Raw genomic sequence first — 23,545 nt, 5'->3', positions numbered from 1 at the left:
CGTGTCGTCTGCGCCCGGCCCGGCGTCAACCTCGTCGGTGGCCTTGCGGGCCTCCAGCGCGACCGCGTCCGCGGTCAGCGCCCCGGCTCCCAGCGGGGCTGCCAGCCCTACGACGAGATGCTCGCCGTCCATATAGCGGTGCAGCAGCAACACCCCCACCAGCACCCGAGTGCCGGCAGCGTCCCCGTGGGCCTTGCGGGCGGCTGCCCACCAGGCGCCGATGACCGGGGTGAACTTCCCGGCGACGCGGGCCTGCTCCAGCCCGGTCGACCCGAGCAGCACGCCCGGCTTGCGGACCAACGCCTCCAAGTAATAATCCAGGTCTGGGCGAGCGCCGGACTCGCCGGGCAGCCGCTCATGGCGGGCAACCTTGGTATGGCCCCGTCGTAGATAACCAGGTCCGAGGCGTGCAGCAGTACCCGAACCCGGCGTCGGATCAGCCGGACCGGCACCGAGTACTTGTTGGTCCGGACCGTAGCCTGGACGAACCCGTTCACCCGAGCGGTGAACCAGCGGCCGGTCTCAAACGGCTCGGCCGGCGGCGGCAACAGCGGCCTCTCAATCTCAAGGAACTCCCCCACGGTCCGCGCCCGGCCGCCGATCCGCTGGGCCTCATCGGCGGCATCCCACTTATCGATCACCGCGTTGAGAGCCTGGAGGGACGGCACGTCCGGGACGCCGTCGGACGCCGTCCTCCCCACCGATCAGTAGAGCGCATCTGAACTGGGCAGACTCAATCGCGTGTACCTGGTCGGACGAGTCTTACCGACACCCCGACGCCCACTAACCGCTGGGCGGCTCGATGTTCACGAGTGACCGGCCCGTGCCACCGCAGAGCTGGATGAGCGCTCCGTCGCCGGCGCCGCGCATCCCGGAGCGCGTCATCCGCGGTCACCATGGCGTCGACGAGGATCCGCGTCGAGGACGCTTTGTATCAGCACCACGGGGTCGTAGGTGCAAGAACCTTCTCAGGACCGTCGCGATGGTGAGCGGCTCACGGCAGCCATTTCAGCCAGTTGAAGTCGGCCGCCCGCTCGCCGACGTGGGCGACGGGGGCATCGTCGAGCGCGTGAAAGGCGGCGAGCTGCGCGACCATGGCGCGCAGCAGTCGCGGGGCGTTGCCGCGCCTGCCCAGCACGCTGAGGTCGCCGGCCATGTCCAGCGGGAGGACGACCGGTATGCCGGGCGCCGTCCGGAACCTGCCCGCCAGGGCGCGTGCCTCCGCCGGTGATCCTGGCACTATGGGCATTGTCCCGGCCGCCCCGCTCCTCCTCCGCGAAGATCTCCTGCAACCCCTCCAGATACCGCTCGCGCTGTCCCCGCCGCTTCCGCGACGTCTGCCCGCGCCGCGACACCCGCAGCAGCGGGTTCCTGGCACCGGCCGCCTCCGCGAGCGCGGGCGGTTCCTCGATCTGCCGGGCCGGACGCTCGGGCAGCGGGTGAGCGGTCCGTGCGGGACGATGCGTCGGCCGTGTCGCCGCAGTGTCGCCTTCACGCTTGAGGGCTGCCGTGTTTTCCGGCGGGCGTGTGCAGGCTCTCCTCCAGCGGCGACGATGGCGCGGGCACGGCACGGTCGATGGCGGCCGCGGCGATCGCTGTGGCGGTGACACGGGCCGAGTGGCCGAGGTGTTGGGAATCCACGATCGTTTCGACGGCGAGATGACGGTCGAAACCGAACAGGAATGCGTCAGACCCGACCTTTCTCAGGCTCGCGCGCACATTGCCGATGTTCACTGGGGAACCACCATGCGGCGTCCGCTCGGTGAAGACCACGAGGGTGCGCCCCACCAGGTCACTGAAACCGCCCGCCCGCAGCCAGGTGAGGCCGCGGCTCGCGCTGGCGGCCCCCAGCGCCGTGGCGGGAGTGACGAACACCTGGGCGTGGGCGCTCGCGAGGATTGCGCGGTGCAGGTCCGACCGCAGGCCCCCGCCGCAGTCGATGACCGTGACGCCGAAGAACCGGCTGAGCGGCAGTCCCGCGGAACGGTAGACGACGGCGGCGTCGCCGTCCGATCCCCTCCTCCAACTCGGCGAGCCGGATAGCGTCCACAGCCGCTCGCCCAGTCGCGCCAGATAGGGCTCGAGCTCCTCGAACGGCGCCGTTCCGAGGCCCGCCCGCGCCAGGTCACTGAGGGAACGGCCGCCGGAGACGCCCAGCCTGAACGGCAGCGATCCGAACTCCGGATCGAGATCCAGGGCGAGCACGCGGTCCTGCCGGTAGCGGGCGAACGTCACCGCGAGGAGAGCGGCGAGGGTGCTCTTGCCGGATCCGCCGTGGATGCCGGTGACCGCGATCCGCAGTCCCGCGATAACCGGTCGCTGGACGCAGCTCACGTGCTCGGCAAGCCGTTGCGCGTCGCCGACCGCCAGGAACGGCTTGGCCACCCCCCGTCTGAGCCGCCGCAGCAGTGATTCGCCGTGCACGTTCTTCAGAGCGAGACCATCCGGCGTCTTCAGCGGAGGAGACGACGGAATCGGTGCGGGTTCGACCGTCCACTCCGGTTCGGCCCAGTTGTGATCCAATCTCCGTTCCCTTCAGAAAGTGCCGAGCAGCGTTCGAACGTGCCGAAGGTCCCGATCACTACCGGGCCTACCGCCACCAGGGGAAGACCCGTGCCAGCGCGTACACGGCGGCGGTTCATGGCGCGTCCAGGCCGAACACGTCCCAGACGGCGGCTGCGGCGCCCGGCGCCGCCATCGTCCCGCCGCCGATGAGGCCGCCCCGGCCGGGCGGGAGTGAGGCGGGGACGTGAACAGCGCGGCGACCGGAACGATCCCACCCCACCGCCTGCGCCGGCCACGCGTGGGAGGCGGCGGCCCACACGGCGAGCATGCCCGTCGCGCCGCCGCCGTGTGCGATCCCGATACCGGAGCGTTCGCGCTCGGCCCTGCAGACGCCCGCGCCGCAGGCGAGGATGGTCACTGCGACGGCGGCGAGGACTCTGGGAGCTGCTCCGGCAGGTGGTGCGGTCGGGAGACCCGGGCAGGCGGCGAAAAGCAGTGCGGCGGTCGCGGTCCAGCGGGCTACGACCGGGCTCCATTGGACGACCTGCCAGTGCGCCCCCACCACCTTCGACTCCTCATGCACGACGGGGACGGGCAGTACCACGTCGGCTCGGCGCGTCTCCCCGACCAGGGTTCCCTTGCTCCACGTGGCCATGATCCCTCTCCGTACAGGTCACCGAGGCACGGAGCGGCCGGTGACGCGTTCGAGGTAGCCGTCCGCAGCAGTCGGCGGAGCGTCGGTAGCACGGGCGGCGGTTGAAACAGTCCGGCATCGACCGTGAACCGCACGCCGCCCGGGCTGCGGCCAGCGGCGCCCTCGCGGCGATCGGCTTGACGACGCGATAAAGCCTGCAGAAGGCAGGGCGAGCAGCAGCTGCGGTGTTTGAATGGATCGAGTGCTGGTACAACCCGTTCAGAAAGCATTCCAGCATCGGAATGCTGAATCTGGTGGACTGCGAGGAACGACACCCAACCCCGATCACGACCACCTGACCCACCTCACCCCAGCCGTCCGTGCTACGGGGGACCTCGGGCCCACAATGGCCCTGGTCTGTACGAGTATTCACAGTCGATAATCGATACGCCGTCAACGCGAGTCCGACATAATCAAGTTTTGTGACTCTGCTCATGCCGCCACGACTCACCGCCTCCGCCACGTCGTTGGGCGAAGCGGCGCGACAACTGCGGCCTACGTGTCGTCCAGTTGCCGACCTTCGATGTTCCCTCCGGGCTGCGCGCCGACCACCTGCACGCCGGGCCGAGCTTCGCCGACGCCGTCGCTCCGCGACTGGGCATCGCACCGCTTGAGGCACCCCTCGGCTGGCTGGCCGATCTGCCACGCGCGTTCACCCAGCGAGAGATCGTCATCATGAGCATTGAGGAGGCCTACGCGCTCCGCCGCCCCGCTTTCATCAAATCCCCCAACGACAAGAGCATCCGGGCCTTGGTCTACCCGGACGGGTCGCGCCTGCCCGGCCCGGATGCAGTCGATCCGCAGACGCCGGTGCTCGTCAGCGACGTGGTGACATTCGATGCCGAATACCGCCTGCACATACTCGAAAAGACAGTGCACGCCGGCAGTCAGTATGCCGAGAACGGGCAACTGAAACTGGGACCACTGTCCACCAGTGCGTCCAGATTCGGAGCCGACCTCCTCGCAGAGTGCGGGCATACGCTTCCCACAGCGATCGTCGTTGATGTCGGCACGACGGACGGCCGCTGGGCCGTGATCGAGGCCAACGCGGCCTGGGCAAGCGGCCACTACGCCGCCAACACCGACCATGTTCTCGACGTCGTACTCCGCGCCGCAGGGCCAGCCGCAGACGTCGCAGCCCACGATCGTCCCTTCATCCGCGTTCCCGGTTCGTCAGCCACCCCATCAGCGGGAGACACATAGATGCTCCGGTGTACGCCCTCGGCGGGCCCGACCTCCCGCATGCGAGTGGTCAAGGTCGCGCAGGTCGGCCTCGGTGCCGACGCGGGCGGACGGCCCCTTGGCGTCGAGCAGCATCGTGGGCTCGAACGGAGCGACGAGATCGAAAGGCGGCCTGGCACGGCCATCGCACCTCCCGAGCGTCCGGCTCAGCGGGAGACGAACCGGCGGATGGTTCGCGCTGGCTGCGGCGGGTCCTGTCCGCCAAGCAGGGCCGGCCGCTTCTCCAGCGGCGGATCGGGACCTTTGGCCCGCTGAGCGGCGAAGACGTGGCCGATGGTCACAGCACGCTTCGCGACGACGGAATCCACTGAACGCCACATCTCGTGGTTGACACTTCGTCCTGCTCCGCGACTGTCATGAATGGTGGTCGCGGACCGGGTCAGGGGCCCATCGGCGGTCACCCCACGGCCCCGCCCCTGCGTTCCCCCCGTTACGCAGGGCGGGGCCGGGAAACCCGCTTCGGTCGACCACTGGAGGAACGACAATGAGGCTTCGCGCGACCGCAGGCATCGTTGCCGCCACGGGTGTCTTTTTCTCTGCCCCAACGGCCGCATTGGCCGCTGACGGCTCGGAGCCTGGAGTCTCCAAGATTGCCGGCGCCTGCGCGGAACTTACGGATCAGGGCGCCGGCTGGGCGGAGCTGCGCAACGACTGCCCGTGGAAAATCAAGGGGTCTGTCGTCCTGAGCAGCGAAGACACGCCCGCGTGCGCGCAGATCGCGCCGCACGGCACCAACACCGTCACTTGGGAGGGGGACGGGACGGCCGAGTACGCGATCGACTGCCCGGCCCCGGCGGCCGCTCGGCCGGCACGCTGAGGACCGGCCGGGATGGGGCAGGGCGGCCGGCGGCGAACCACGGTCCCGCCGCTCTGCCGAGGAATTGAGAGACCACGGTGAACTCCATATGACCCCGCATCAGCCCCCTTACGGCGGGCAGCCCGTCCCGGTGCCGCAGCAGGGAGCCTACGGCTCCCCACCGTACGGACCCCCTAACAGCTGGCAACCCGCCCCCGCGCTGGGCGGTGGCCCGCCGAACCCGCCACTGCCGCCGAACAGGCGCAAGGGCGGCGTCGTTCTCGGCATCATCGGCGGCGGTGTCAGCGTAGTCCTCGTCATCGTGATCCTCATCGTGCTGATCACGATGAGGTCCGAAAGCGGGTTCCCGAACGCCAAGTTCGCCCTGACCTTGCCCGAGGCGCTGGTCGACGGCCGCTTCCAACTCGCCCAGGACCTCTCCGACTCGGAGGGGCAGAGGATCGAGGACGAGGCGGGCGCCGAATACGTCAAGATCACCGACTCGGTGGTCGGCAAGTACGACCTGGGCGGTGACGAGTCCAGGGGGGTGCTGCTGCTGTCCGGCATGTACGGCCGCTTCAAGGACACGGTCGTGCCGCGCGAGAACATGCTCAAGGGGGCCGGAGAGGGCGAGGGGGTGACCGTGGCGATCGGGCCGAGGGTCTTCACGCAGAGCGGCTCGCCGACCGTCAGCTGCGAAGTCCTTAAGCAGGACAAGTCGGGTACAACCCTGATTTACCCTGTGTGCGCCTGGGCCGACGAGAACACGGCGGCCGCGGTCGCTCCGATCACCAGCAAGACGGCCTCCCAGGATCCATCCGGCCTGGATCTGCGGTTCTACGCAAAACTCACACTCCAGGTCCGCTCCGAGGCAGTGAAGCCAATCGGATGATCGCGCACACCGGTCTCCGACAGAGCGCAATGGGCAAGGTGCAGGCGGGACGCCGCAACGCCACTGCTGGCCGGACCAGACGGCCTGCGCACAGTAGACGGCATGAGACAAGCACGACGTGTCATAGTGATCGGCGATATCGAGATCGCCCGGCTCGCCTGTGTCTCACTCACCCGGCAGGGCAGCACGGTCACGCACCTTTCCCAGCCGACCGAGAACGAACTGCGCGATGCCCTGGCCTGGGAACCGCATGCGGTCGCCGTTCTCGTCCGCGGTGACGTCGCCGCCCTCCGGTACGCGCTGCTGGTCGAGCATCTGCGTCCCCGCATCCACCTGGTAGTCATGCTTTTCGACCGGACGGTCGCCGACCAGCTCCTGAAGACCGTTCCCAACTGCCAGGTGACCTCACCGGCCGACGTCTCCGTGCCCGCGATCATCGGAGCGTGCCTCGGCAAGCCTGTTCTCGCCGTCGACGTCCGCAGTTCTCCGGCCAGAGTCCTCATCGAGGACGCCGAGAGGATCACCATGGACCGCTGGCGTCCCGATCCCCGCTCGCGAAGACTCATGCGTGCGCTTTCCCGCCAGTTCCGCTCCCACGACCTGACCAGCGGGATTCTGCTCACCGGGCTCACGGGCCTGACCATTACTCTGCTATTGGAGTGGTTGCTGGCGGTCGTCGTCCTGCATCAGCCGGTGGCCGTCGCCTTCTATTCCGCCACCCGTGTCGTCGCCACGGTCGGCCCCGGAGAGGCCCAGCCCGCACCGAACTGGTACCTGGTCCTGTCCGGTATCGGAATGCTGCTGACCATCGGCTACTCCTCCCTTTTCACCGCCGGCATCGTCAATCGACTCCTGTCCGACCGCAGTATCGACATCGTCGGCGCAAGAACGCTGCCGACCCGCGACCATGTCATCGTCGTAGGGCTGGGACAGATCGGGCTTCGTCTTTGCATGGCACTGCGACACCTGCACATACCCGTCCTGGCGGTGGAACGCGATCCCCGGGCCACCAATCTGCGGCTCGCCAAGGCCGCTGGGATCCCCGTGCTGATCGCGCACGCCGAAGACCGCGCCGTGCTCGGCCGACTCTCCCTGCACCGCGCCCGGGCCTTCGCTGCCATGGGCGCCGACGACCTGGACAACGTCGAAGCCGCCATCGCGGCGCTCGCGCTGGAGCCGGATCTGCGCGTGGTGTTGCGAGCCGGAGACAACACCGTGATCACCGAGACCAGGTCACTGTTCCCGATCGGCGATGTCTGCGATATCTCAGCCATGACGGCGACGGCGGTCGCCGCCGCCGTGCACGGGGAATCTGCGCATTTCGTCTACCCTGACCGCGGCAAACTGAGAACCCACCCTGATGCCGACCGCGTTGCGGTCGCCCGCGATGTCGTTCGCAGATGCGATTGCTCTGACCCACTCCACCGGTGAGGGCGCGCTCCAGTGGAAGACGCCCTCACCGGTGGTCATCGGTCCTCGCCTTCCTCTCCGACCAGGAGGGGGGTCGAAGAGATCGGCATGCGCATCACCCCGCGATGGAGGCGGATGGGGACGTTTTCACCGAGGGCGTTGATGCCGTAAGGACGTCCCCTGAAGGGCCACGGGCAGGTGATGTGCGCTGTCTCGTTGACGCGGCTCCAGCCGACGAAGGTCGAACTCCGTCCGCGCCGCTGGATTTCGAACAGGTAGGCGCCCGGCCGACCGGGGTTGTGGTGAAGCACGGCGTGGGCGTCGGCGAGGTGGGCTGCCATGAGTGCGTAGGTGTCGGCTTGGGGCCGCCGGCGGCCGATGTCACCGCCTTCGTAGTCCATGAGCGCGAACGCGTCGAACATCAGGGACCGGATGTTGAGGCGGCTGCCGGTGTCGCGGGCCTCGGGCGCCAGCTGGAAGCACGCTACCCGTTCGACGCCGGAGGCCAGGAGCAGCATCGTGCGGATCACGATCTCCTCTTGGAGATGGCGGTCGCGTTCCGCGGCGAGGTCGGCGGAGCAGTCGGCCATGAACATCTGCAGGGTGGGCGGCAGCTGGTCCCGGCAGGCGTATAGGTCGACCATGGCGGGGGTGGTCCGGTCAAAGTCCAGTCCTCCGTCGGCCAGCCGGGATTGGCCGAGAAAGACGCGGCGGTGCTCGGTGAGCACATCGGTCAGGTACGGAAGGTTCTCAGGGAAGCTGGGTGGCATGGGGCCGTTGTGCTCGCCGACGACGATGGCCTTGTGGGCACCGTGGGCGGCCAGGAGCGCCCTACTCGCCTGAATGAGAGCGGGGATCGCATATGGGTCGCCATAGGGGTGGAGGTCGAAGAGGTCGAAGTGGTCGCGGCCCTCGCCGATGATGCGGTCGAGGTCTTCCGCCCATCGCTGGTTCCCCCTGGCCTCTTCGGCGAACATGGCGGCGGGGACGGCGCCGCCGAGCACGACGAGCGAGCCGGGGGCAGACTCCCTGACGACGTCCGAGAAGACGATGAGCTGGGAGAGATACTCGTCGACCTTACCCTCCCACAGCAACGGCACGCATGGTTCGTTCTCGCACTGCCAGTACCGGATCGCGCCGCCGCAGCGCCGGACCAGTTCGGTGACGAAACGGCGATAGTCGTCGATGTCGGTGGCCGGTGAGGACGGCAGGAAACGTGTCGCCTGCTGTGTCGCCCATGGGGAGCTGGAGCAGACGGTGACCCATGCTTCGTCGCCGTCCTCGAGCTGGTCGAGGACGGCGTCGACGACGTCCCAGGTGAAACGACCAGGCTCCGGTTCGATCTGCGACCAGAACAGATTGATGCGCGCCAGGTCGACGCCCAGCGAGCGCACGGCGGGCATGAAGCACTCGGGGTCATCGAGCAGGCCGTAGCTGATCCCCCGGCAGATCCCGATCCGTGGGCCCGACAGCGAGGTGGCCGGCGGCGGTGGCGAGGTCATCGCATGGCCTTCTGCATCTTGCCGCGGTATCCGAGCACGACGGCCAAGCCGATGCCGATGATGGCCAGGCCGACCAGCCTGGACACCGCCAGCACCTGGGCGGTGGACAGCACCACCGCGAGCAGGGTGAGGACGAGGGCGTGGACGAGGAACGTCGCCCCCATGATCGTCGTCAGCACGATGGAGGCCTGCCGTCGTTGCGCGTCCGCCTGTGGTTGCGGCGGTTGCGGCTTACGCCGGGCGAGCAGTTGCGCGGCGACGAGGAGCAGTGGTCTGCGCACCGCAGCCGAGCCGAGGAACAGCAGCCCGACCGGCCCGGTCACGACGGCTTCCTGCATCTTCAGGACGAACGCGTTGCCGCCCGACAGCAGCACCACGATCAGTGCGATGCCGAAGGTGACGGCCGCGATGACGCCGATGGCGTCCACTCGCCGCCGCCAGGCGAACACCGCCAGGGTGCAAACGACGGGGATGGCCATCGCAATCGCCAGGGCAGCGGCGTCGCCGGACAGGTGCGGGCGCAGGAGCAGGTAGGCCAGCAGCGGGACGACGCCGTTGAGCGCCAGGCTGGGCAAGAGGGTCCGGACGAGTGCGCGGTTCACGAGGTTCCGCCTCGCCGGGCGATGAGCCAGCTGATGCCGGAGGCGACCAGTGCCAAGCCTCCGACTACGACCGTGATCTCTCGGAATCCGCCGAGATTCAGTGCGCCGACGGCGACGAGGGCGACGCCGACGAGGGCCAGCCGAATGGCCATGTTCTTCTCCTGTCTCTGTTCGAACCGGTACACTTAGATACTGTAGGTACCCTCTGAAGGTACTCACAGTCCCCTATTTTGACAAGCACAATGGCGGATCAGCCGTCAGTAAGGTACTGATGACCGTTTGGAGACACCGATGACGTTGGATGACACCGACCCGCCCCCGACCGCGGCCGACGGCGGAGCCAAGGCGGTGCGGAGACAGCGGCGGAACGCGGCGGAGGTCCAGAGCGCCGTCCTCCTGGCCGCGATCGAGGAACTCTCCGAGAACGGCTACGACGGCTTCACCATGGACCGGGTCGCCGCCCGCGCCGGCACGAGCAAGACGGCGATCTACCGGCGCTGGCCCAGCCGCACCGCGCTGGCCTTCGCCGCCTATAAGCAGATGGTGGCCCGCCCGCAGGACCCGCCCGACACCGGCGACCTCCGCTCGGACGTGCTCGAACTGCTCCACGCGGCGGCCGACCGGATGGACTCCCCCGTGCAGACCCAGATCATCCGCGGGCTGGTGATCGACGCTCGCCGCGAACCCGAGGTGATGGCCGACCTGCGCGATGAGTTCGGCCAGAGCGGTCCCGGCACGATGTTGACCATCCTGGCGCGCGCGGTGGCCCGGGGAGAGGCGCGCCAAGATTCGCTCATTCCCCGCATAGCCACGCTTCCCATCGCCCTGCTCCGCAGCGAGTACTTCATGTTCGGCCCAGGCCCGGTCTCCGACCAGGCCATCACCGAGATCGTCGACCAGGTCTTCCTGCCCCTGGTGCGCCCGCGCTGACTCACCGCGGCACCTCGACCTCCCGCGCCCTCCGCGACATCGTCGGACGGAACGCCGCCATCGTCTGACGTTCACATCGCAGGGGGGCCTGCATTCGGCCGGAAGCCCCGGCGCGGACCTCTTCGAGCGCCGCCTCGTGATCCTCGCCCCACGCCCGGTGGCAGGCGTAGCCGAAAACGTCACCGGTCGCGGTATGGGCCTGAAGAATCTCGCGGTGCGCGGCGACCTCGCGAGCCTTGCTGTAGTCCGACAGGAAAACGCCGTCGTTGACGGCCTCGACCACCTCGCGGTCCGGAATGCCTTTGCCGCAGGCCTCTGCATAGCCCACCGCGCGCTCCCCCCAAAAGACGAGCCACGCGAGGCGCCGAACACCGGCCCCCGATTTGCGTGCCGCTATCAAGTGGTCGAGCATCACATTCCTGCCTGCCGTCGGTCAGCGTGCGGTCATCACGTACCGTCCGCGGATGGAAGCGGTCAGCAAGTCGAGCGGTGCGACCCCCGCCGCCCTCGGCCACCTTGCAGGCCGCTGCGCTCACAGGACGGTCACTCGCGGAGGCGAGTAATGTGACAAGCGGACGTGATGCGATTACCGACGGTCCGCTGGCCGGCCTGTGGGCGATTTTTCTGGACCTGACGGGAAAGGTCGAGAAGGAAACCGTCGATCTCGACGTCGCCTCGCCCCGTCCGAATTCGCGGAGACAGCGCCGATCGACACGACCGGTCAAAAGCCGGGGGGCTTCGGCACGGTTTCCTTTCCCCCGGCCACTCCCAGCGAGCCGGCCGCAGACGACAACGCCACACTCGAGGCCTTGTTCGCCAGCGAGAGGCGGGAGCAGGCCCCGAAGTCGGCGAGGAGGCGCCGCCCGATGCTCTACGCCACCGTCGCGGGCGCGGCGCTGGTCCTCATCCTGCTCATCGCCGTGGTCACACAAGTCGCCGGTCGCAGAAGCGAGCCACCGCCCCGGAGCGAACCCGCTCCATCTCAGACGACCCCGGTCACGCGGCAACCGTCAACGCTTCCGAGCGGCCTCGCATCGGCGGAGCCCTACTCGGTACCGCCATCGGGAAGATGTACCGCCGTCCTAACCGAGATCAGCTCGGGCGATCTGAACCGTATCGGCCGGGTGACGGAGCGGAGCCAGTACAACTACAACAACCAGCGCCTGCATGCCGCCATCTACTCCGGCTGGGCCAACGCCGGCCTCACCATCGATCCCTCGGACCCTGTCGGGGATCCGTCAGGCACATCGGCGACGCAGAACTGGGAACTGCATGACGGAAAGACGGTCATCGCGGTCGCGGTCGTCATCTGGCGGCGCGCGGGCCCGGCGTCCGCATGGCTGCTGACCCAATGGCCAGAGTTCCGCCCCACCAGCTGATCCGGCCTTCCTGCTGCGTTCCACACCGAAGTGAGTCACGAAAGGACAAGCGAATCTCCCATCCCATGGGAGACGTCGACACGCGTCATCTCGTTGAGAAGTTCCTGGGGCGTTGTCGCCTCAAGCAGGACTGCCCGACCGTACCGTGTCACCGCCCAATAGTGACCGGTCCTGAATCCGTACCAGCAGAGCCAGCGTCCGCTGTACCGCTGGAGCCGCCTGGCCGCATCCTGCGGGTCTTCACCAAGGCCGTGCTTCACAGAAACTTCACTTTCTCCCCATCGGAACCAAGGACACGAAAAGGGCAGGATGAGGACGACAGCCGGCTTCGCAAAGCAAACCGCAGCGACAGGGCTACCTCGGCCCTACTTCCGCATCAAGGCTGCGTGAACTCGATCTCGACCCGCCGGTTCTGAGCCCGGCCTTCGGGGTTGTCCTTCCCACCGACCTGGTTGGGGGCGATCGGTTTGCTCTCGCCGTACCCGGTGGCCTTGATATGCCTGCCGCCGCCCAGCACGCGCTCGATCTCGGCCTTGACGGAGTCCGCACGCTTCTGTGAGAGCTCCTGGTTGTAGCTCGGGTCTCCGATGGAATCGGAATGACCCGAAACCTCGATCGTGCCGACGGCGTCTTTCATCTGCGGCGCGAGCTGCGAGATCCGCTTGCGCGCGGCGTCGGTGAGGTCGGCCTTGTCGAAGTCGAACAGGAGGTCGGCGGAGATGCGCACGGTGACGTGCTTGCCGTCGTTCTCCACCGTCTGCAGCGGCCGCACAAAGGGACCGACCTCGATCGCGTACACATACCGATCGGCTTCGATCGTGCGGACGGACTCCTGGATGTTCACGTCGGAGACGCTCGGGTCGGCTCCGGCGACCCCGGGAATGCCGGAGAAGATCACCGCGAAAGCGCCGACGAGCGCCGCGGCGCCCCGCGTGGCCACCGTCTTCACCGCTGGACCGGGACGTTCTTGAAAGCCGGCCAGTGGCCATAATGCACGTCCACGGACTGCACATTGGCCGGCGGCGCGGCGAAGCTGTAGGTCGCCACACCCGCCTTCTCGTTGTAGATGGGCGACATGACGTCGTCGGTCTGGACCTCTTTTTGCTGATTATCCTTGACGACGACGTACCGCCTCAGGTTGACGGTGTCGATCAGCTCGGGGGCGAGCGGTATCTCGTCGTTGAGTTGGTAAGGACTGGTCTTCGCCGGCGACCCCTGGGGCAGGTGCGGCGTCAGCCGAATCGTCAGGATCGCCAGCTTCCCCCGCACCTGCAGGCTCATGACGGCGACCTCGACCTTGCCGTTGGGGAACTTCGGGGTGTCGAAGGTGGCGGTGGCCACGGGTGTACCGGAGCCGACGGCTCCGCCGCCACCGCCACCGCCCGCGATGCCGTCCGGACTGGGAGCGCCCGCGCCCTTGCCCGAGCCCTGCGCTGCGATGTTCTTCTCCGTTGCGCCTGCCCCCTTGTCAACGCCATCGGACGATGAACAGCCGCTTGCGAGGGCGGCCAGCGCCACGATGAGCACCGTCCCTCGTCGGATGTCGATTCGCATGGCCTGCCTCCGTTTCCAGCGGGTCGGCTCAGATCTGAGCGTTCGCGCCCGTCTCTACCTTTGAGATGGGTCGCCGTCCCCCCGACGAACACCACCCAAGACCGTCCGAGACGCCCGCCAACACGCAACCCGTCACCCTGGCACGCCTTCAACGGGAACCATGGGCACTCACGCTTCAACAAGGTGGCGCGAACACGGCGGTCCAGACCGGAGTGATCGGCTCTGGGCGAAGGGCCGCCAGAGGCCAGCCGCCCGCAGGATGGTTCCGGGGCCGGGATGGACTTGCTCAGTTACACGCTGCTCACCGGCCACACGGCGACCTTCCCACACGTGCTCCCCCATTGCGCCAAATTTTCTCCCTCGGGCGGTTGCCAGTTGCGGCGGCTTACGGACTGTCCAGCACAAGCGCAGAACCGTGCTCGGGAGGTGGCTCGTCTCGTCGATTCGGCTGTGACCGACGAGAGACCCCCTTCTGAGAGGGGGTCATCCATGATGCAAGTGGCGGGCGTGGCCCGATCTCAGGAAATATTCGATCTCGGTCACTCGCTGAGTCCGTCGGCTACGGGGGCAGGGCGCCTGGAACAGCGACAGGCCCGGTCGGCGGGCTTCGGTATGCAATCGTGCCGGTACCGCTTGCGCAAGCAGCCACTAGTCGGTCGAAATGCGCTGGTCACAGCCGCCCCAGCTCCTGCCTTCTGGTTCTCTTCACGCAATAGAGGAGTCGACGCCTCCACCCTCGTTGGCCGAGGCACCGAACGATTCTGGTCGGCGTCCGACCCGGTTGGACAGGACCGGTTGGCTCACGTTGCGCGCATCCATGCCTCCGAGCCGGCCGTCCGACGGCGGGCCGCAGGCGTGTCCCAGAACATACGGCTGCGAGGCCTGCTGCAGCGAATGATGCCACCGGAAAGCTCGTCAATCCGCTGACGAGCCCCGTGAGGCTCAGTTCGCACGGCTGATCAGGACCTCGACGCACCACCTAGGAGGCGTGAATGCTTGACACTGTGATCACTCGGACGGCCGGTCTGCTTCATGCGGCATACCTTGCCGGCCCGACCATCCCGAACCCCGGCGACGGCTCAGAACCGCCATTCGGTAACCAGATCGAAACGCTGCTCAGGTGGGCGATGTGGGGTGCCCTCTTCTGCTGCGTGGCGGGCTTCATCATCATCGGTGCGAGAATGGGAATCCAGCACAAGAAGGGCGAGGGCGGAAGTCACATGGGAAGCATGGCCATCGTTGGTTTCGGCTGTGTTCTCATCGTGACCGCGTACGCCATCGTCCGCAATCTGGCCGGGGCCGCAGGGGGCTGAGCGTACGCACGGTATCGCCGGGGTTAGCCGCGCTCCTGACGCTGGAATTCCCCAAGTCGCATGCCTCACTCGATGGCACGTTCCAAATGAGCACCGCGAATGGATGAACGAAAGTACTGCCCGATCAGGTGATCCAACACCATATTCCAGTACTGGAGAGGTAAAAGATGAGCGCAGACGACCTATGGGATTGGCTCTGCAATAAACTCATTGTCTGGGCGCTCTCCAACCTCCAGACGCTTCTCACGTGGTGGTTGACCAGTGACGCTTACGAGGTGCCGCTGACCGGAGAGAAGGGCGGCGTACTTTACGACCTTCGCACGCACGTCAATTGGTTGACCGCAGTGATGGTCTTCGCCGGCTTTCTGGTCGCGGCTTTCCAAATCGCAATCCAACGCAATGGCAAGCCCTTCCGGGATATCCTCTCCCAGTTTTTCTCATTGACCATCATCTCGCTCAGCGTGGTCACCATCGCGAACCTGGCACTCATCCTCATGGACAGGTATTGCAACTGGATCATCACGGGCATGGGACCGAAGAACGATGACTGGATCAACTACTGGGACAGCCACTTGTTCGACTCCCTCAAGGATCCCGATGGATCGTCGTCCTTTATTGTTGCCTTCTTTGCTCTGGCTGCGGCACTGGCCTCGGTGATCCAATTCGCGCTGATGTTCTTTCGTTCGGCCATTCTCATAATCATCGTAGGCCTTCTTCCTCCGGTGGCCGCATCGAGGTTCACCTCATATGGGAACGCCGCGTATCGCAGAATGGTTCATTGGGGGATCTCGTTCTATCTTTTCCAGGGTGTCGCCGCAACGATCTACGGGGTTGCGCTGAAGTTGTTGTCGTCCCCATATGAAGCTGACCACCTTATGGGCCTAGCCCTCGTCGGCGGCGCCGTGTTCGCCTTGCCTGCGACCCTGCGCGCAGTGGCCCCTGGAGTTCCGGAAGACATGTCCTCCTTCGGCATACGTCAGGTCGGCCATTTCGCTGCGGGGGGCACCGCAATGAATCTCAGCAAGGGACAGGGAATTTGGACTAGGTGGACGGGCATCGGCAAAGAAAAAAAATGACTCAGATGACAAGCCATGTCCCTTCCGAGATAGCAACTATATCGCCCGATTTGGACTGCTACCATAACGCGCGTTCGTTCTCGCCGACGCATTCTTAGAGCGAAAGTTCGCGTCAAGACCTCCCATCGGAGTGGGGAGGAGCGCCGGAACACCTAATCTGATCACGTTTTGCAACTTCCATTCCACATTGTTGGGAGATTGCTCAAGATGACCCCGGACGATGTATGGGAATGGTTCTGCAATAAACTGCTTACGTGGGCACTGTCCAGCCTACTTACACTCCTCACTTGGTGGCTCACCAGTGACGCGTACGAAGTGCCGCTGACGGGTGATAAGGGCGGCGTGCTCTACGACCTTCGTGCGCATATCAACTGGCTGACCGCGGTGATGGTCTTTGCCGGATTCCTTTTCGCGGCCTGCAAGACTGCGATGCAACGCAATGGTCAACCTTTCCGCGAAATATTCTCGCAATTCCTCTCTTTGGTCGTAATCTCGTGCAGTGTGGTTGCCATCGCAAATCTGGCATTCATCCTCATGGACAGATATTCCAACTGGGTCATCACGGACCTGGCGCCGAAACAGAAGGATTGGAGCAAGTACTGGAATACTAGGTCATATGATTCCCTCAAGGGCCATGAGGCCGGAACGAGCTTTCTCGTGGCCGCCTTCGCCTTGGCTGCGCTCGTGTCCTCAGTGATCCAATTCATTCTGATGATGTTTCGGGCCGGCGTCCTGCTGATCATAGTCGGGGTTCTTCCGCCGGTCGCGGCATCAAGGTTCACCTCGCATGGGAATGCCGCATATAAGAGTCTCGTCCGCTTAGGGATTTCGCTCTGGTTGTTCGAGGGAGCTGCCGCGACGATCTACGCCGCAGCACTGGATCTGATGGCATCCCCATACGAAGCCGATCGCCTTGGAGGCCTGGCCCTAGTCGGTGGTGCGGTGTTCGCCCTGCCTGCAACCCTGCGCGCGTTGGTCCCCGAAGTCGAGGAAGACAACGCATCCTTCGGCATACGTCAGGTCGGCCATTTCGCCGCCGGCGGTACAGCTGTGACTCTCAGTCAGGGAGCCGGGATCTGGACCAGGTGGACGGGCATCGGTAGCGGCCCGAGCGGTGGTGGTGGCAGCGCTTTTGCAAGGTCGTCGTGGTGGCGCCTCGGTCCGAGCGCGAGTGGGTTCAGCGTCTTTGAGTGGCTGTCGTGGCGGATCCGCGATCCGAACAACTTCCGCCGTGGCAACGGCGCCGGACCCCAGGGCGCGACTGGCCCGGGTCCTACCGGCCCCGGCTCCGGCAGCCAGCCCACCACCGGCCCAGGCCTCACCGGGACCGGTACCGGCAGCCAGCCCACCGCCGGGGCGGGCCCCAGTGGCTCAGGCAGCCAGCCCACCGCCGGGGCGGGCCCCAGTGGCTCAGGCAGCCAGCCCACCGCCGGGCGAAGCGCCGCCGGGGACACGCATAACCCCTTGGATTTCGAGGAAGAGTTCGTTCCCATTGTTGAGCCCTATCGGGTTCCCGATCCGGACTTTCGCATTCTTGAAGAGGGGGCGCACATAGTTTGGGACAGCATCGAGTGGAATAACGGGCCGAGTGGCAGTGACGGAAACGGCACCCCGAGCGGCAGTGGCGGGAACAGCGGCCCAAGTGGCAGCAACGGCAGCGGCGGTCCGACCGGCAGCCGGTAAGTTCCCGGAATGAGGTGGAATGGAACGGTGTTCAATCACCCTGAAGCATTTGCGGTGTCTGACCGGAATCAGAACCTCCGGAGACGCACGCGTGTCCGGCTCACCGCTTTCTTTGCGCTGAGTGCCTTGCTGGCAGGGATCGGGCTCGTTGTTTTTGGCCAATTCACCACGGTCAGCTCACACCTCACAAGCCGAGGACGAACCAGAATTTTCGCCACTCCGACCATTCAGATGGCGGAACTATCGGCGGCGGCCAGTCGGAGAAAGAAGGAGTGCGACCGAACCGGCAACTGGAAGAACATAGAAGACGCCATGTGGACCGTTAACAATGGCGAAGATGGGGGATGTTTCCAGTTCGACGCCAAACGCGGTCGAATAAGAGTGTGTGACGAGCATCCGGACAGCCATGTCGTGCGCGGCACAGCCGGCCTTGTCGATTTGAATCACCCCCAGGGCAGAGTCGTGGCCGAAGCACACAGGGGCGGAAAGGGCAACTGCCGCGAGGATAGTATTCCAAAATACAACAAGAGTAACGTATACAGGTTCAAGGTTTGCCTTGCCCGCAGCTACGACCACCCAGACGGCTACTGCAACATGAGTACCAATAGAGATTGGCCCGAAGTAGAAAGAAGTGGAGATTATTGCCAACGCATATGGGAGTCGAAGGGCGCCGAAGCCGCCATCGATTGCGTCGGAGGACTGGATGAGTTTTGTGGTCCATTTGTCGATTTGGATGGCATCAATAAAGATTGGAATACATATTGCAAGAAGAAGGAGGAGGAAGGGCCCCTAACGCCTCCCGAATCGAGAAAAGGGGAACCAAGTATCAATGACAGGCCTGATCTCAGTTTGCCGCGAGGTCATGCGAAGGGTGTCGGGAAGGTAACTGAACCCTTGCGGCCGGCGCTTCGCTGGTTGGTCTGGACCGTGGCGGGGGGATGCGTGTTCGGTATCGTGATCTTCGGCGGCAAATTGGGGCTGCGACACCACCGAGGTGAAGTCGACTCACATGCAGGCGAATTTGGCTGGCTAATGCTCGCGTGCGTCATGGCCGGTTCAGGATTCGCCATCGCCTTCGTTGCTATTATTGTCGACCCTTTTTGACGTTGCTGGGGCAACTCCTGAAGCCGCCGGAGTGCTTGTCTCCACGAACGACCGCCCGCATGGCAGTGCCAGCGAATGGCAGAGAATGGCAGCCTAGGTGGCTGCCAATAGATCGAGGAGTGAGGTGAACTGGAATGGCCCCTGATCGTGAGCCCACATACGGGAACTGGCGTAAGCCCGTCTCTCCGGGGATCGGGCGACTGGGACTGGCCGGGACCTTGATGCTCATGGCCGGGCTGGTCGTCATCACCATGATCGCCATGGTGTCGCCGAAGGCCAGCGCGCTCGGCATCGTGGTGCTGGCGGTGGTCATGCTTCCGCTGGTCATTCAGGACGCGCAAGGGCGGACGGCCCTCCAGTCGCTCACTGCCCGGTTCAACTGGTGGTGGGGGCGTTCTCAGGGCTGGCATCTCTACCGTTCGGGGCCACTGAGCGTCACCTCGCGCGGCTCGTGCCGCCTTCCCGGGCTGTTGGCTCAGTCTCGGCTGGTCGAAGGCCGTGACTCCTACGGGCGCCCCTTCGCCCTGGTAGTGATCCCCTCGACTAGGCACTACACGGTGGTATTCGACTGCAACGCCGAAGGGGCTGCACTCGTGGATCAGAGCCAGGTGAACGCATGGGTGGCCCACTGGGGGCAGTGGCTGGCCTCGCTGAGCTACGAGCCGGGCTTGGTCGCCGCGAGCGTGACCATCGAGACGGCTCCCGACACCGGCAGCCGCCTCAAGGAGGAGGTCTACGCCAATCTTGATCCGAACGCTCCGGACTTGGCCCGGGCCGCTCTCGAGGAGATCGTCTGGAACTATCCGGTGGGTAGTGCACGGGTCTCCACCCGCATTGCGGTCACCTATGCCGCCCTGCCGCACCCGGGAGGCAAACGCCGTGACCAGGAGAGCATGGTGCGGGAGATCGGCATGCGGATCCCGGGGTTGATCTCCGGTCTGGAGATGACCGGTGCCGGCGCCGCTCGCCCGATGACCGCGGACCAACTCACCCGCGCCGTGCGGATCGCCTACGACCCGACCGCGCAGTCGAGCATGGAGACCAGTAAGGACCAGGAATTGCGTTGGGAGGACGCAGGGCCGGTCGCAGCGCAGGAATCATGGGATCACTACATTCACGACAGTGGCCATTCCATCACCTGGGGGATGTCCGAGGCTCCTCGCGGTGAGGTGTTGTCCAATGTCATGACCGGATTGGTGGCGCCCCATCACGATATCGACCGCAAGCGTGTGACCTTCCTCTTCCGGCCGCACGACCCGGCCTCCGCAGCTCGGATCGTGGAGCGGGACCGCAGGGACTCGCGCTTCCGTCTCGATGGTAATGCCAGCGCCGCTCGGAACGAGATCGACGTCATGAAGAGTGACCAGTCGGCCATCGAAGAGGCCAGGGGTGCGGGTGTCACCCGGTTCACCATTCTCGTCACCGCGACCGTGCATTCGGCCGATCAGCTTCCGGTCGCGGCGGCCGCGATCGACACGCTCGCGGCCCCCGCTCGGCTGCGTCTGCGGCGGATGTACGGGGCGCAGGCCTCTTCGTTCGCGGCGGCCCTGCCGGTGGGCATTGTACTTCCCGACCATATTCAAATTCCTGCGCTGGTAAGGGAATCTCTGTGAGCAGTCCGCTGGAATCACTTTTTGGCGACGCCGCCGAAGAGCAACCCGCTGAACAGGCCGGTGACACGAAGAGGAAAGGCAAGAAGAAAAAGGCCGGCAAGTCCGAACCCAAACCCGGGTTCAGAGGATTCAGTCGCCGCGGCGGGGGCCGGGTTTCGCACGTGGAGATGCCTTCGGAGTGGCGTGGTACTACCGTCCAGGTGTGCGGGCTCTGGCCGTTCGGAGCCGGTTCCGGGACACCGATGGTGGGTGTCCCACTGGGACGTGAACTGACCACCGGTGCCACGCTCTGCTGCGATCCGATCTCGTGGTTCCAGCGCGCGAACTTGATTCATAATCCGTCCGCCCTGCTGCTGGGCAAGCCGGGCCTGGGCAAGTCGACCCTCATTCGCCGGATGGTGGTGGGGTTGGTGGGGCAGGGGGTCTTCCCGATGGTGCTCGGCGACCTCAAACCCGACTACGTCGATCTGATCCGGGCGATGGGCGGGCAGATCATCAAGCTCGGCCGCGGGCTCGGATCGCTGAACGTGCTCGACCCTGGCGCGACGGCCGCCGCGGCAGCCAGGCTACCGGAGGAGGCGCGGACCAAGTTGATCGCCGACGCGCACGGCCGCCGGCTCAACATCGTGGCGGCGCTGCTCACGATCCTGCGCGGGGGCCCGATAGCCGACACCGAGCGCACCGTTCTCAATGCGGCCCTGCGAGTGCTGGACGAACGTCATCGCGGTGTGCCGGTCCTGCCCGATCTCATCAGAGTGATCGATGAGGGGCCGGAGCGGCTCCGCGCGGTGACCCTGGCCCGCGGGGACGAGGCACGGTACCGCGCGGCCGTTGACCCGCTGCACGCCTCGTTGCTCGGGGCTTTGGACGGTCCGATGGGTGAGACGTTCGCGCGCCAGACCACTACCGCGATCGAGTTGGACAATCCGGGCGGTGTCTGCATCGATATCAGTGGCATCGACGACGCCGACGCCGAACTTCAGGCCGCCGTCCTGTTGGCGTGCTGGTCGGACGGTTTCGGCGCGATCGAGGCCGCGCACGCGCTGGCCGACGAGGGTTTGGCGCCGCAGCGGCACTTCTTCGTCGTCCTCGACGAGTTGTGGCGGGTCCTGCGGTCCGGGCGCGGCCTGGTCGACCGAGTCGACGCCCTCACCCGTCTCAACCGGCAGCGCGGGACCGGCCAAGTGATGATCACGCACACCATGGCCGACCTGATGTCGTTGAGCGACCACGCCGACCAACTCAAGGCCAAGGGTTTCGCCGAACGCGCCGGCATGGTGATATGCGGCGGCCTGCCCCAGGCGGAGATGTCCATGGTGAACCAAGTGGTGCGCCTGTCATCCCGCGAACAGAGCATGATCGTCGACTGGTCGACACCGCCTTCCTGGAACCCCGATCTCAAGGAGGACAGCGAACCTCCGGGACGCGGCAGGTTTCTCGTCAAGGTGGGCGGCCGCCCTGGCATCCCGTTCAAAGTGGAGCTCACCTCCGTCGAACGAGACGTCAACGACACAAACAAGCGTTGGATCAACTCGACCACAAGATCTCACGCCAAAGGCACCTGACCGGCGAGATGCGCTAGGCCGGGCCCCAGGCGTTCGCCACAGCGGTCAGCTGGCGATGGCGGCGGGGCGCGCCGACCGCACTGTCTGATACGGGGGACTGTTCGTCCTCCTGTGGGCCGGACATACGGAGCGTTAAGGAAACTTGTGATGGCTACTGCGCCGCACCTTGTTGTGGCGGGGCACCCGGGCGTCGCGCGGAAGCTCCGGGACACCGGGAGGTTTCGGGTCGTGTTCGACGTCGCATCGGCCTCGGAGCTCCGGGAACTGTCGAAGAGCGGCAAGGTGGGCTCCCCGGCCGCCTTCATGTTTGCGCCTGGTTTCGAGGAGGACCTCCCCGGCGCGAAGGTCAACGCGCTCGCGAACGGGTTGGCGCGCAGCGGGTTCACCGTGCTGGTCCATTCGTCCTTCGCCGAGCGCGGCGACGTCTTCGATACGAAGGTGATCACCGCGGGGAAGCAACTGAACATGGCGGATCTGCTGGCGAGTCTCGGCGTCGCGGAGCCCGCGGCGCCGCCCGAACCGCCCCCGCCACCGGAGGCCTGGGCAGCACCCGGCCCGCCTTCCAGATCACTACCCGCATCGCCATCCGGACCGCCGCCCGGTCCGGCTCCTCGACCGCCCTCGGGTGGGACGCCGGCTGCTCCGATCCTCAGCTCTCAGCCACGGGTGCAGGGCTTCGTCAATGTTGAGCCGGCTCCCGGTCCTGCTCTGGTCGGCCCGAGCCTTCAGCCGAACCCTCCAGGTACCGGACCCGTGAACGCCTGGGCGGCCGCCGCGGCCAAGCCCCCTCCGGCCGTCCCGCTCGGGGGTGGACGAGGCAGGGTGATCGCGATCGCCTCGGCGAAGGGCGGGGTCGGCAAGACCAGCACGACCGTGAACCTCGCGGTCCATACGGCAAGGCTTCTGCATGCGGCGGGGCGGGCAGGTTCGGCCATCGTGGTCGACACCAACTTCCAGCAGGCCGACGTGGCGCGGTACCTCAGCCTGAGATCGCCGACGATTCTCGATCTGCTGCAGGCTCCGGACGCCCTTGCGCCGCAATCGGTCCGCCGGCACCTCGCTTACCTCGCCGACATCGGGCTGTACGCGCTCCTCGGCCCGCCGGACGCCGTCAGCGCCGACCCGGCCACGATCAACTCGGCGTTGTACCGACGGATCCTCGCCGTGCTGCGGCAGGCTTTCGACTACGTGTTCATCGACACGCCGGTCGCCGAGTTGCACCACGCGACCTTCACCGATCTGATCCTTCCGGAGGCGGACTCGATCCTGGTGCCCGTCGAGCCCAACAGGGTGACGCTGGAGGCCGCTCGCGCGTGGCTGGCCGCGGTCACCAGCGCGCACAGCCCGCAGGGCACCGTCCCCGCGGAGCGGATCTCGCTGATCCTCAACCGGGCACGTGCCGATGTGGAGTGCGGTCCCGCGGAGGTCATGGAAATGCTGCGCGGATGGCGCTTCACCGGTGTGATCCGCGAGGACAAGGGATGGACACACGCCGTCAACACCCATCGGCTGACAGGGCACCGGGTACGCCCTGAACTCGCCGAGACTCTCCAAGGAATCATGCGGGTCGTCAGCGACGACCCTGTCTTCGGGCCACCGCCGACCATGCCGCCGACGAGCATGTCGGCGGCGAACCGCTGGAAGAAGCTTCTTGCCCTGAAGCCACGGTAACCGAAGGCCCACCG

At 66.1% G+C, this 23,545-nt stretch carries 23 protein-coding genes; 13 read left to right on the top strand and 10 right to left on the bottom strand.

From position 1 onward, the window contains the following. Nucleotides 1–994: 994 nt before the first annotated feature. The 3 genes from AB0C78_RS29685 to AB0C78_RS29675 all read right to left on the bottom strand — a co-directional run bounded on the left by AB0C78_RS29685 (nt 995) and on the right by AB0C78_RS29675 (nt 3,160). Nucleotides 995–1,240 (bottom strand): hypothetical protein, encoded by a 246-nt coding sequence (locus AB0C78_RS29685; protein WP_360754057.1) that lies wholly within the window; start codon nt 1,238–1,240, stop codon nt 995–997. 251 nt (nt 1,241–1,491) lie between these two features. After that, nucleotides 1,492–2,523, bottom strand: a complete 1,032-nt coding sequence (locus AB0C78_RS29680) for a hypothetical protein (RefSeq protein WP_360754054.1) — start codon at nt 2,521–2,523, stop codon at nt 1,492–1,494. A 115-nt stretch (nt 2,524–2,638) separates the two neighbouring features. Beyond that, nucleotides 2,639–3,160, bottom strand: coding sequence for a hypothetical protein (locus tag AB0C78_RS29675; protein ID WP_360754052.1), 522 nt, complete (start codon nt 3,158–3,160; stop codon nt 2,639–2,641). Nucleotides 3,161–3,709: 549 nt separating this feature from the next. On the opposite strand from AB0C78_RS29675, the gene AB0C78_RS29670 reads away from it, so the two are divergent. Then, on the top strand, nt 3,710–4,402 hold the full coding sequence (locus AB0C78_RS29670) for an ATP-grasp domain-containing protein (protein ID WP_360754049.1): 693 nt from the start codon (nt 3,710–3,712) through the stop codon (nt 4,400–4,402). 185 nt (nt 4,403–4,587) lie between these two features. On the opposite strand, the gene AB0C78_RS29665 is transcribed toward AB0C78_RS29670, so the two are convergent. Further along, entirely contained in the window at nt 4,588–4,749 is a 162-nt protein-coding gene (locus AB0C78_RS29665; RefSeq protein ID WP_360754046.1) for a hypothetical protein, read from the bottom strand. 176 nt (nt 4,750–4,925) lie between these two features. Here AB0C78_RS29665 and AB0C78_RS29660 point away from each other — a divergent pair, with 176 nt between their 5' ends. The 3 genes from AB0C78_RS29660 (at nt 4,926) to AB0C78_RS29650 (ending at nt 7,560) form a co-directional block, all read left to right on the top strand. Continuing rightward, complete coding sequence (locus AB0C78_RS29660; RefSeq protein ID WP_360754044.1) at nt 4,926–5,258, top strand: hypothetical protein; 333 nt, start codon at nt 4,926–4,928, stop codon at nt 5,256–5,258. A gap of 88 nt (nt 5,259–5,346) precedes the next feature. Next, nucleotides 5,347–6,129: a hypothetical protein gene (locus tag AB0C78_RS29655; protein ID WP_360754041.1), complete on the top strand. Its 783-nt coding sequence runs from the start codon at nt 5,347–5,349 to the stop codon at nt 6,127–6,129. Between the two features lie 102 nt (nt 6,130–6,231). Further along, the gene (locus AB0C78_RS29650; protein WP_360754039.1) at nt 6,232–7,560 is read left to right on the top strand and encodes an NAD-binding protein; all 1,329 of its coding nucleotides are present in this window, start codon (nt 6,232–6,234) and stop codon (nt 7,558–7,560) included. Nucleotides 7,561–7,595: 35 nt separating this feature from the next. On the opposite strand, the gene AB0C78_RS29645 is transcribed toward AB0C78_RS29650, so the two are convergent. The 3 genes from AB0C78_RS29645 to AB0C78_RS29635 are packed head-to-tail and all read right to left on the bottom strand — an operon-like array spanning nt 7,596 to nt 9,828. Beyond that, a complete protein-coding gene (locus tag AB0C78_RS29645; protein WP_360754037.1) occupies nt 7,596–9,041 on the bottom strand; it encodes a hypothetical protein in 1,446 nt (481 codons plus the stop codon). Further along, nucleotides 9,038–9,643, bottom strand: coding sequence for a VC0807 family protein (locus tag AB0C78_RS29640; protein WP_360754034.1), 606 nt, complete (start codon nt 9,641–9,643; stop codon nt 9,038–9,040). The genes AB0C78_RS29645 and AB0C78_RS29640 overlap by 4 nt, the downstream gene beginning before the upstream one ends. Continuing rightward, entirely contained in the window at nt 9,640–9,828 is a 189-nt protein-coding gene (locus AB0C78_RS29635) for a hypothetical protein (protein WP_360754032.1), read from the bottom strand. Before AB0C78_RS29635 ends, AB0C78_RS29640 begins: the two co-directional genes overlap by 4 nt. A 94-nt stretch (nt 9,829–9,922) precedes the next feature. On the opposite strand from AB0C78_RS29635, the gene AB0C78_RS29630 reads away from it, so the two are divergent. Next, nucleotides 9,923–10,573: a TetR/AcrR family transcriptional regulator gene (locus tag AB0C78_RS29630; RefSeq protein WP_360754029.1), complete on the top strand. Its 651-nt coding sequence runs from the start codon at nt 9,923–9,925 to the stop codon at nt 10,571–10,573. 1 nt (nt 10,574) lies between these two features. Here the strand turns inward: AB0C78_RS29630 and AB0C78_RS29625 are convergent, their stop codons facing one another. Continuing rightward, nucleotides 10,575–10,985, bottom strand: coding sequence for a hypothetical protein (locus AB0C78_RS29625; RefSeq protein ID WP_360754027.1), 411 nt, complete (start codon nt 10,983–10,985; stop codon nt 10,575–10,577). A gap of 454 nt (nt 10,986–11,439) precedes the next feature. Between AB0C78_RS29625 and AB0C78_RS29620 the strand changes: the two genes are divergently transcribed. Further along, a complete protein-coding gene (locus tag AB0C78_RS29620) occupies nt 11,440–11,952 on the top strand; it encodes a hypothetical protein (RefSeq protein ID WP_360754025.1) in 513 nt (170 codons plus the stop codon). A 376-nt stretch (nt 11,953–12,328) separates the two neighbouring features. On the opposite strand, the gene AB0C78_RS29615 is transcribed toward AB0C78_RS29620, so the two are convergent. Beyond that, the gene (locus tag AB0C78_RS29615) at nt 12,329–12,901 is read right to left on the bottom strand and encodes an OmpA family protein (protein ID WP_360754023.1); all 573 of its coding nucleotides are present in this window, start codon (nt 12,899–12,901) and stop codon (nt 12,329–12,331) included. Beyond that, nucleotides 12,898–13,506, bottom strand: coding sequence for a hypothetical protein (locus tag AB0C78_RS29610; protein ID WP_360754020.1), 609 nt, complete (start codon nt 13,504–13,506; stop codon nt 12,898–12,900). The genes AB0C78_RS29615 and AB0C78_RS29610 overlap by 4 nt, the downstream gene beginning before the upstream one ends. A gap of 992 nt (nt 13,507–14,498) precedes the next feature. Between AB0C78_RS29610 and AB0C78_RS29605 the strand changes: the two genes are divergently transcribed. The 7 genes from AB0C78_RS29605 (at nt 14,499) to AB0C78_RS29575 (ending at nt 23,531) form a co-directional block, all read left to right on the top strand. Beyond that, nucleotides 14,499–14,819 (top strand): hypothetical protein, encoded by a 321-nt coding sequence (locus tag AB0C78_RS29605; protein ID WP_151599984.1) that lies wholly within the window; start codon nt 14,499–14,501, stop codon nt 14,817–14,819. 167 nt (nt 14,820–14,986) lie between these two features. Then, entirely contained in the window at nt 14,987–15,895 is a 909-nt protein-coding gene (locus AB0C78_RS29600) for a hypothetical protein (protein WP_360754017.1), read from the top strand. A gap of 198 nt (nt 15,896–16,093) precedes the next feature. Next, entirely contained in the window at nt 16,094–17,578 is a 1,485-nt protein-coding gene (locus AB0C78_RS29595) for a hypothetical protein (RefSeq protein ID WP_360754014.1), read from the top strand. A gap of 27 nt (nt 17,579–17,605) precedes the next feature. Then, on the top strand, nt 17,606–18,682 hold the full coding sequence (locus AB0C78_RS29590) for a hypothetical protein (RefSeq protein WP_360754011.1): 1,077 nt from the start codon (nt 17,606–17,608) through the stop codon (nt 18,680–18,682). Between the two features lie 134 nt (nt 18,683–18,816). Further along, nucleotides 18,817–20,295 carry an SCO6880 family protein gene (locus AB0C78_RS29585; protein WP_360754009.1) on the top strand — a complete coding sequence of 493 codons (1,479 nt, stop codon included), beginning with the start codon at nt 18,817–18,819 and terminating at the stop codon, nt 20,293–20,295. Continuing rightward, complete coding sequence (locus AB0C78_RS29580; RefSeq protein WP_360754006.1) at nt 20,292–21,860, top strand: ATP/GTP-binding protein; 1,569 nt, start codon at nt 20,292–20,294, stop codon at nt 21,858–21,860. The genes AB0C78_RS29585 and AB0C78_RS29580 overlap by 4 nt, the downstream gene beginning before the upstream one ends. A gap of 228 nt (nt 21,861–22,088) precedes the next feature. After that, on the top strand, nt 22,089–23,531 hold the full coding sequence (locus AB0C78_RS29575) for a P-loop NTPase (RefSeq protein ID WP_360754003.1): 1,443 nt from the start codon (nt 22,089–22,091) through the stop codon (nt 23,529–23,531). Nucleotides 23,532–23,545: the final 14 nt, after the last annotated feature.

It is taken from the genome of Actinomadura sp. NPDC048394, assembly GCF_040651755.1.
GTDB lineage: Bacteria > Actinomycetota > Actinomycetes > Streptosporangiales > Streptosporangiaceae > Spirillospora > Spirillospora montaniterrae.
Note: the sequence above shows the minus strand (reverse complement) of the source record. Positions and strands in the feature narration are given on the sequence as shown.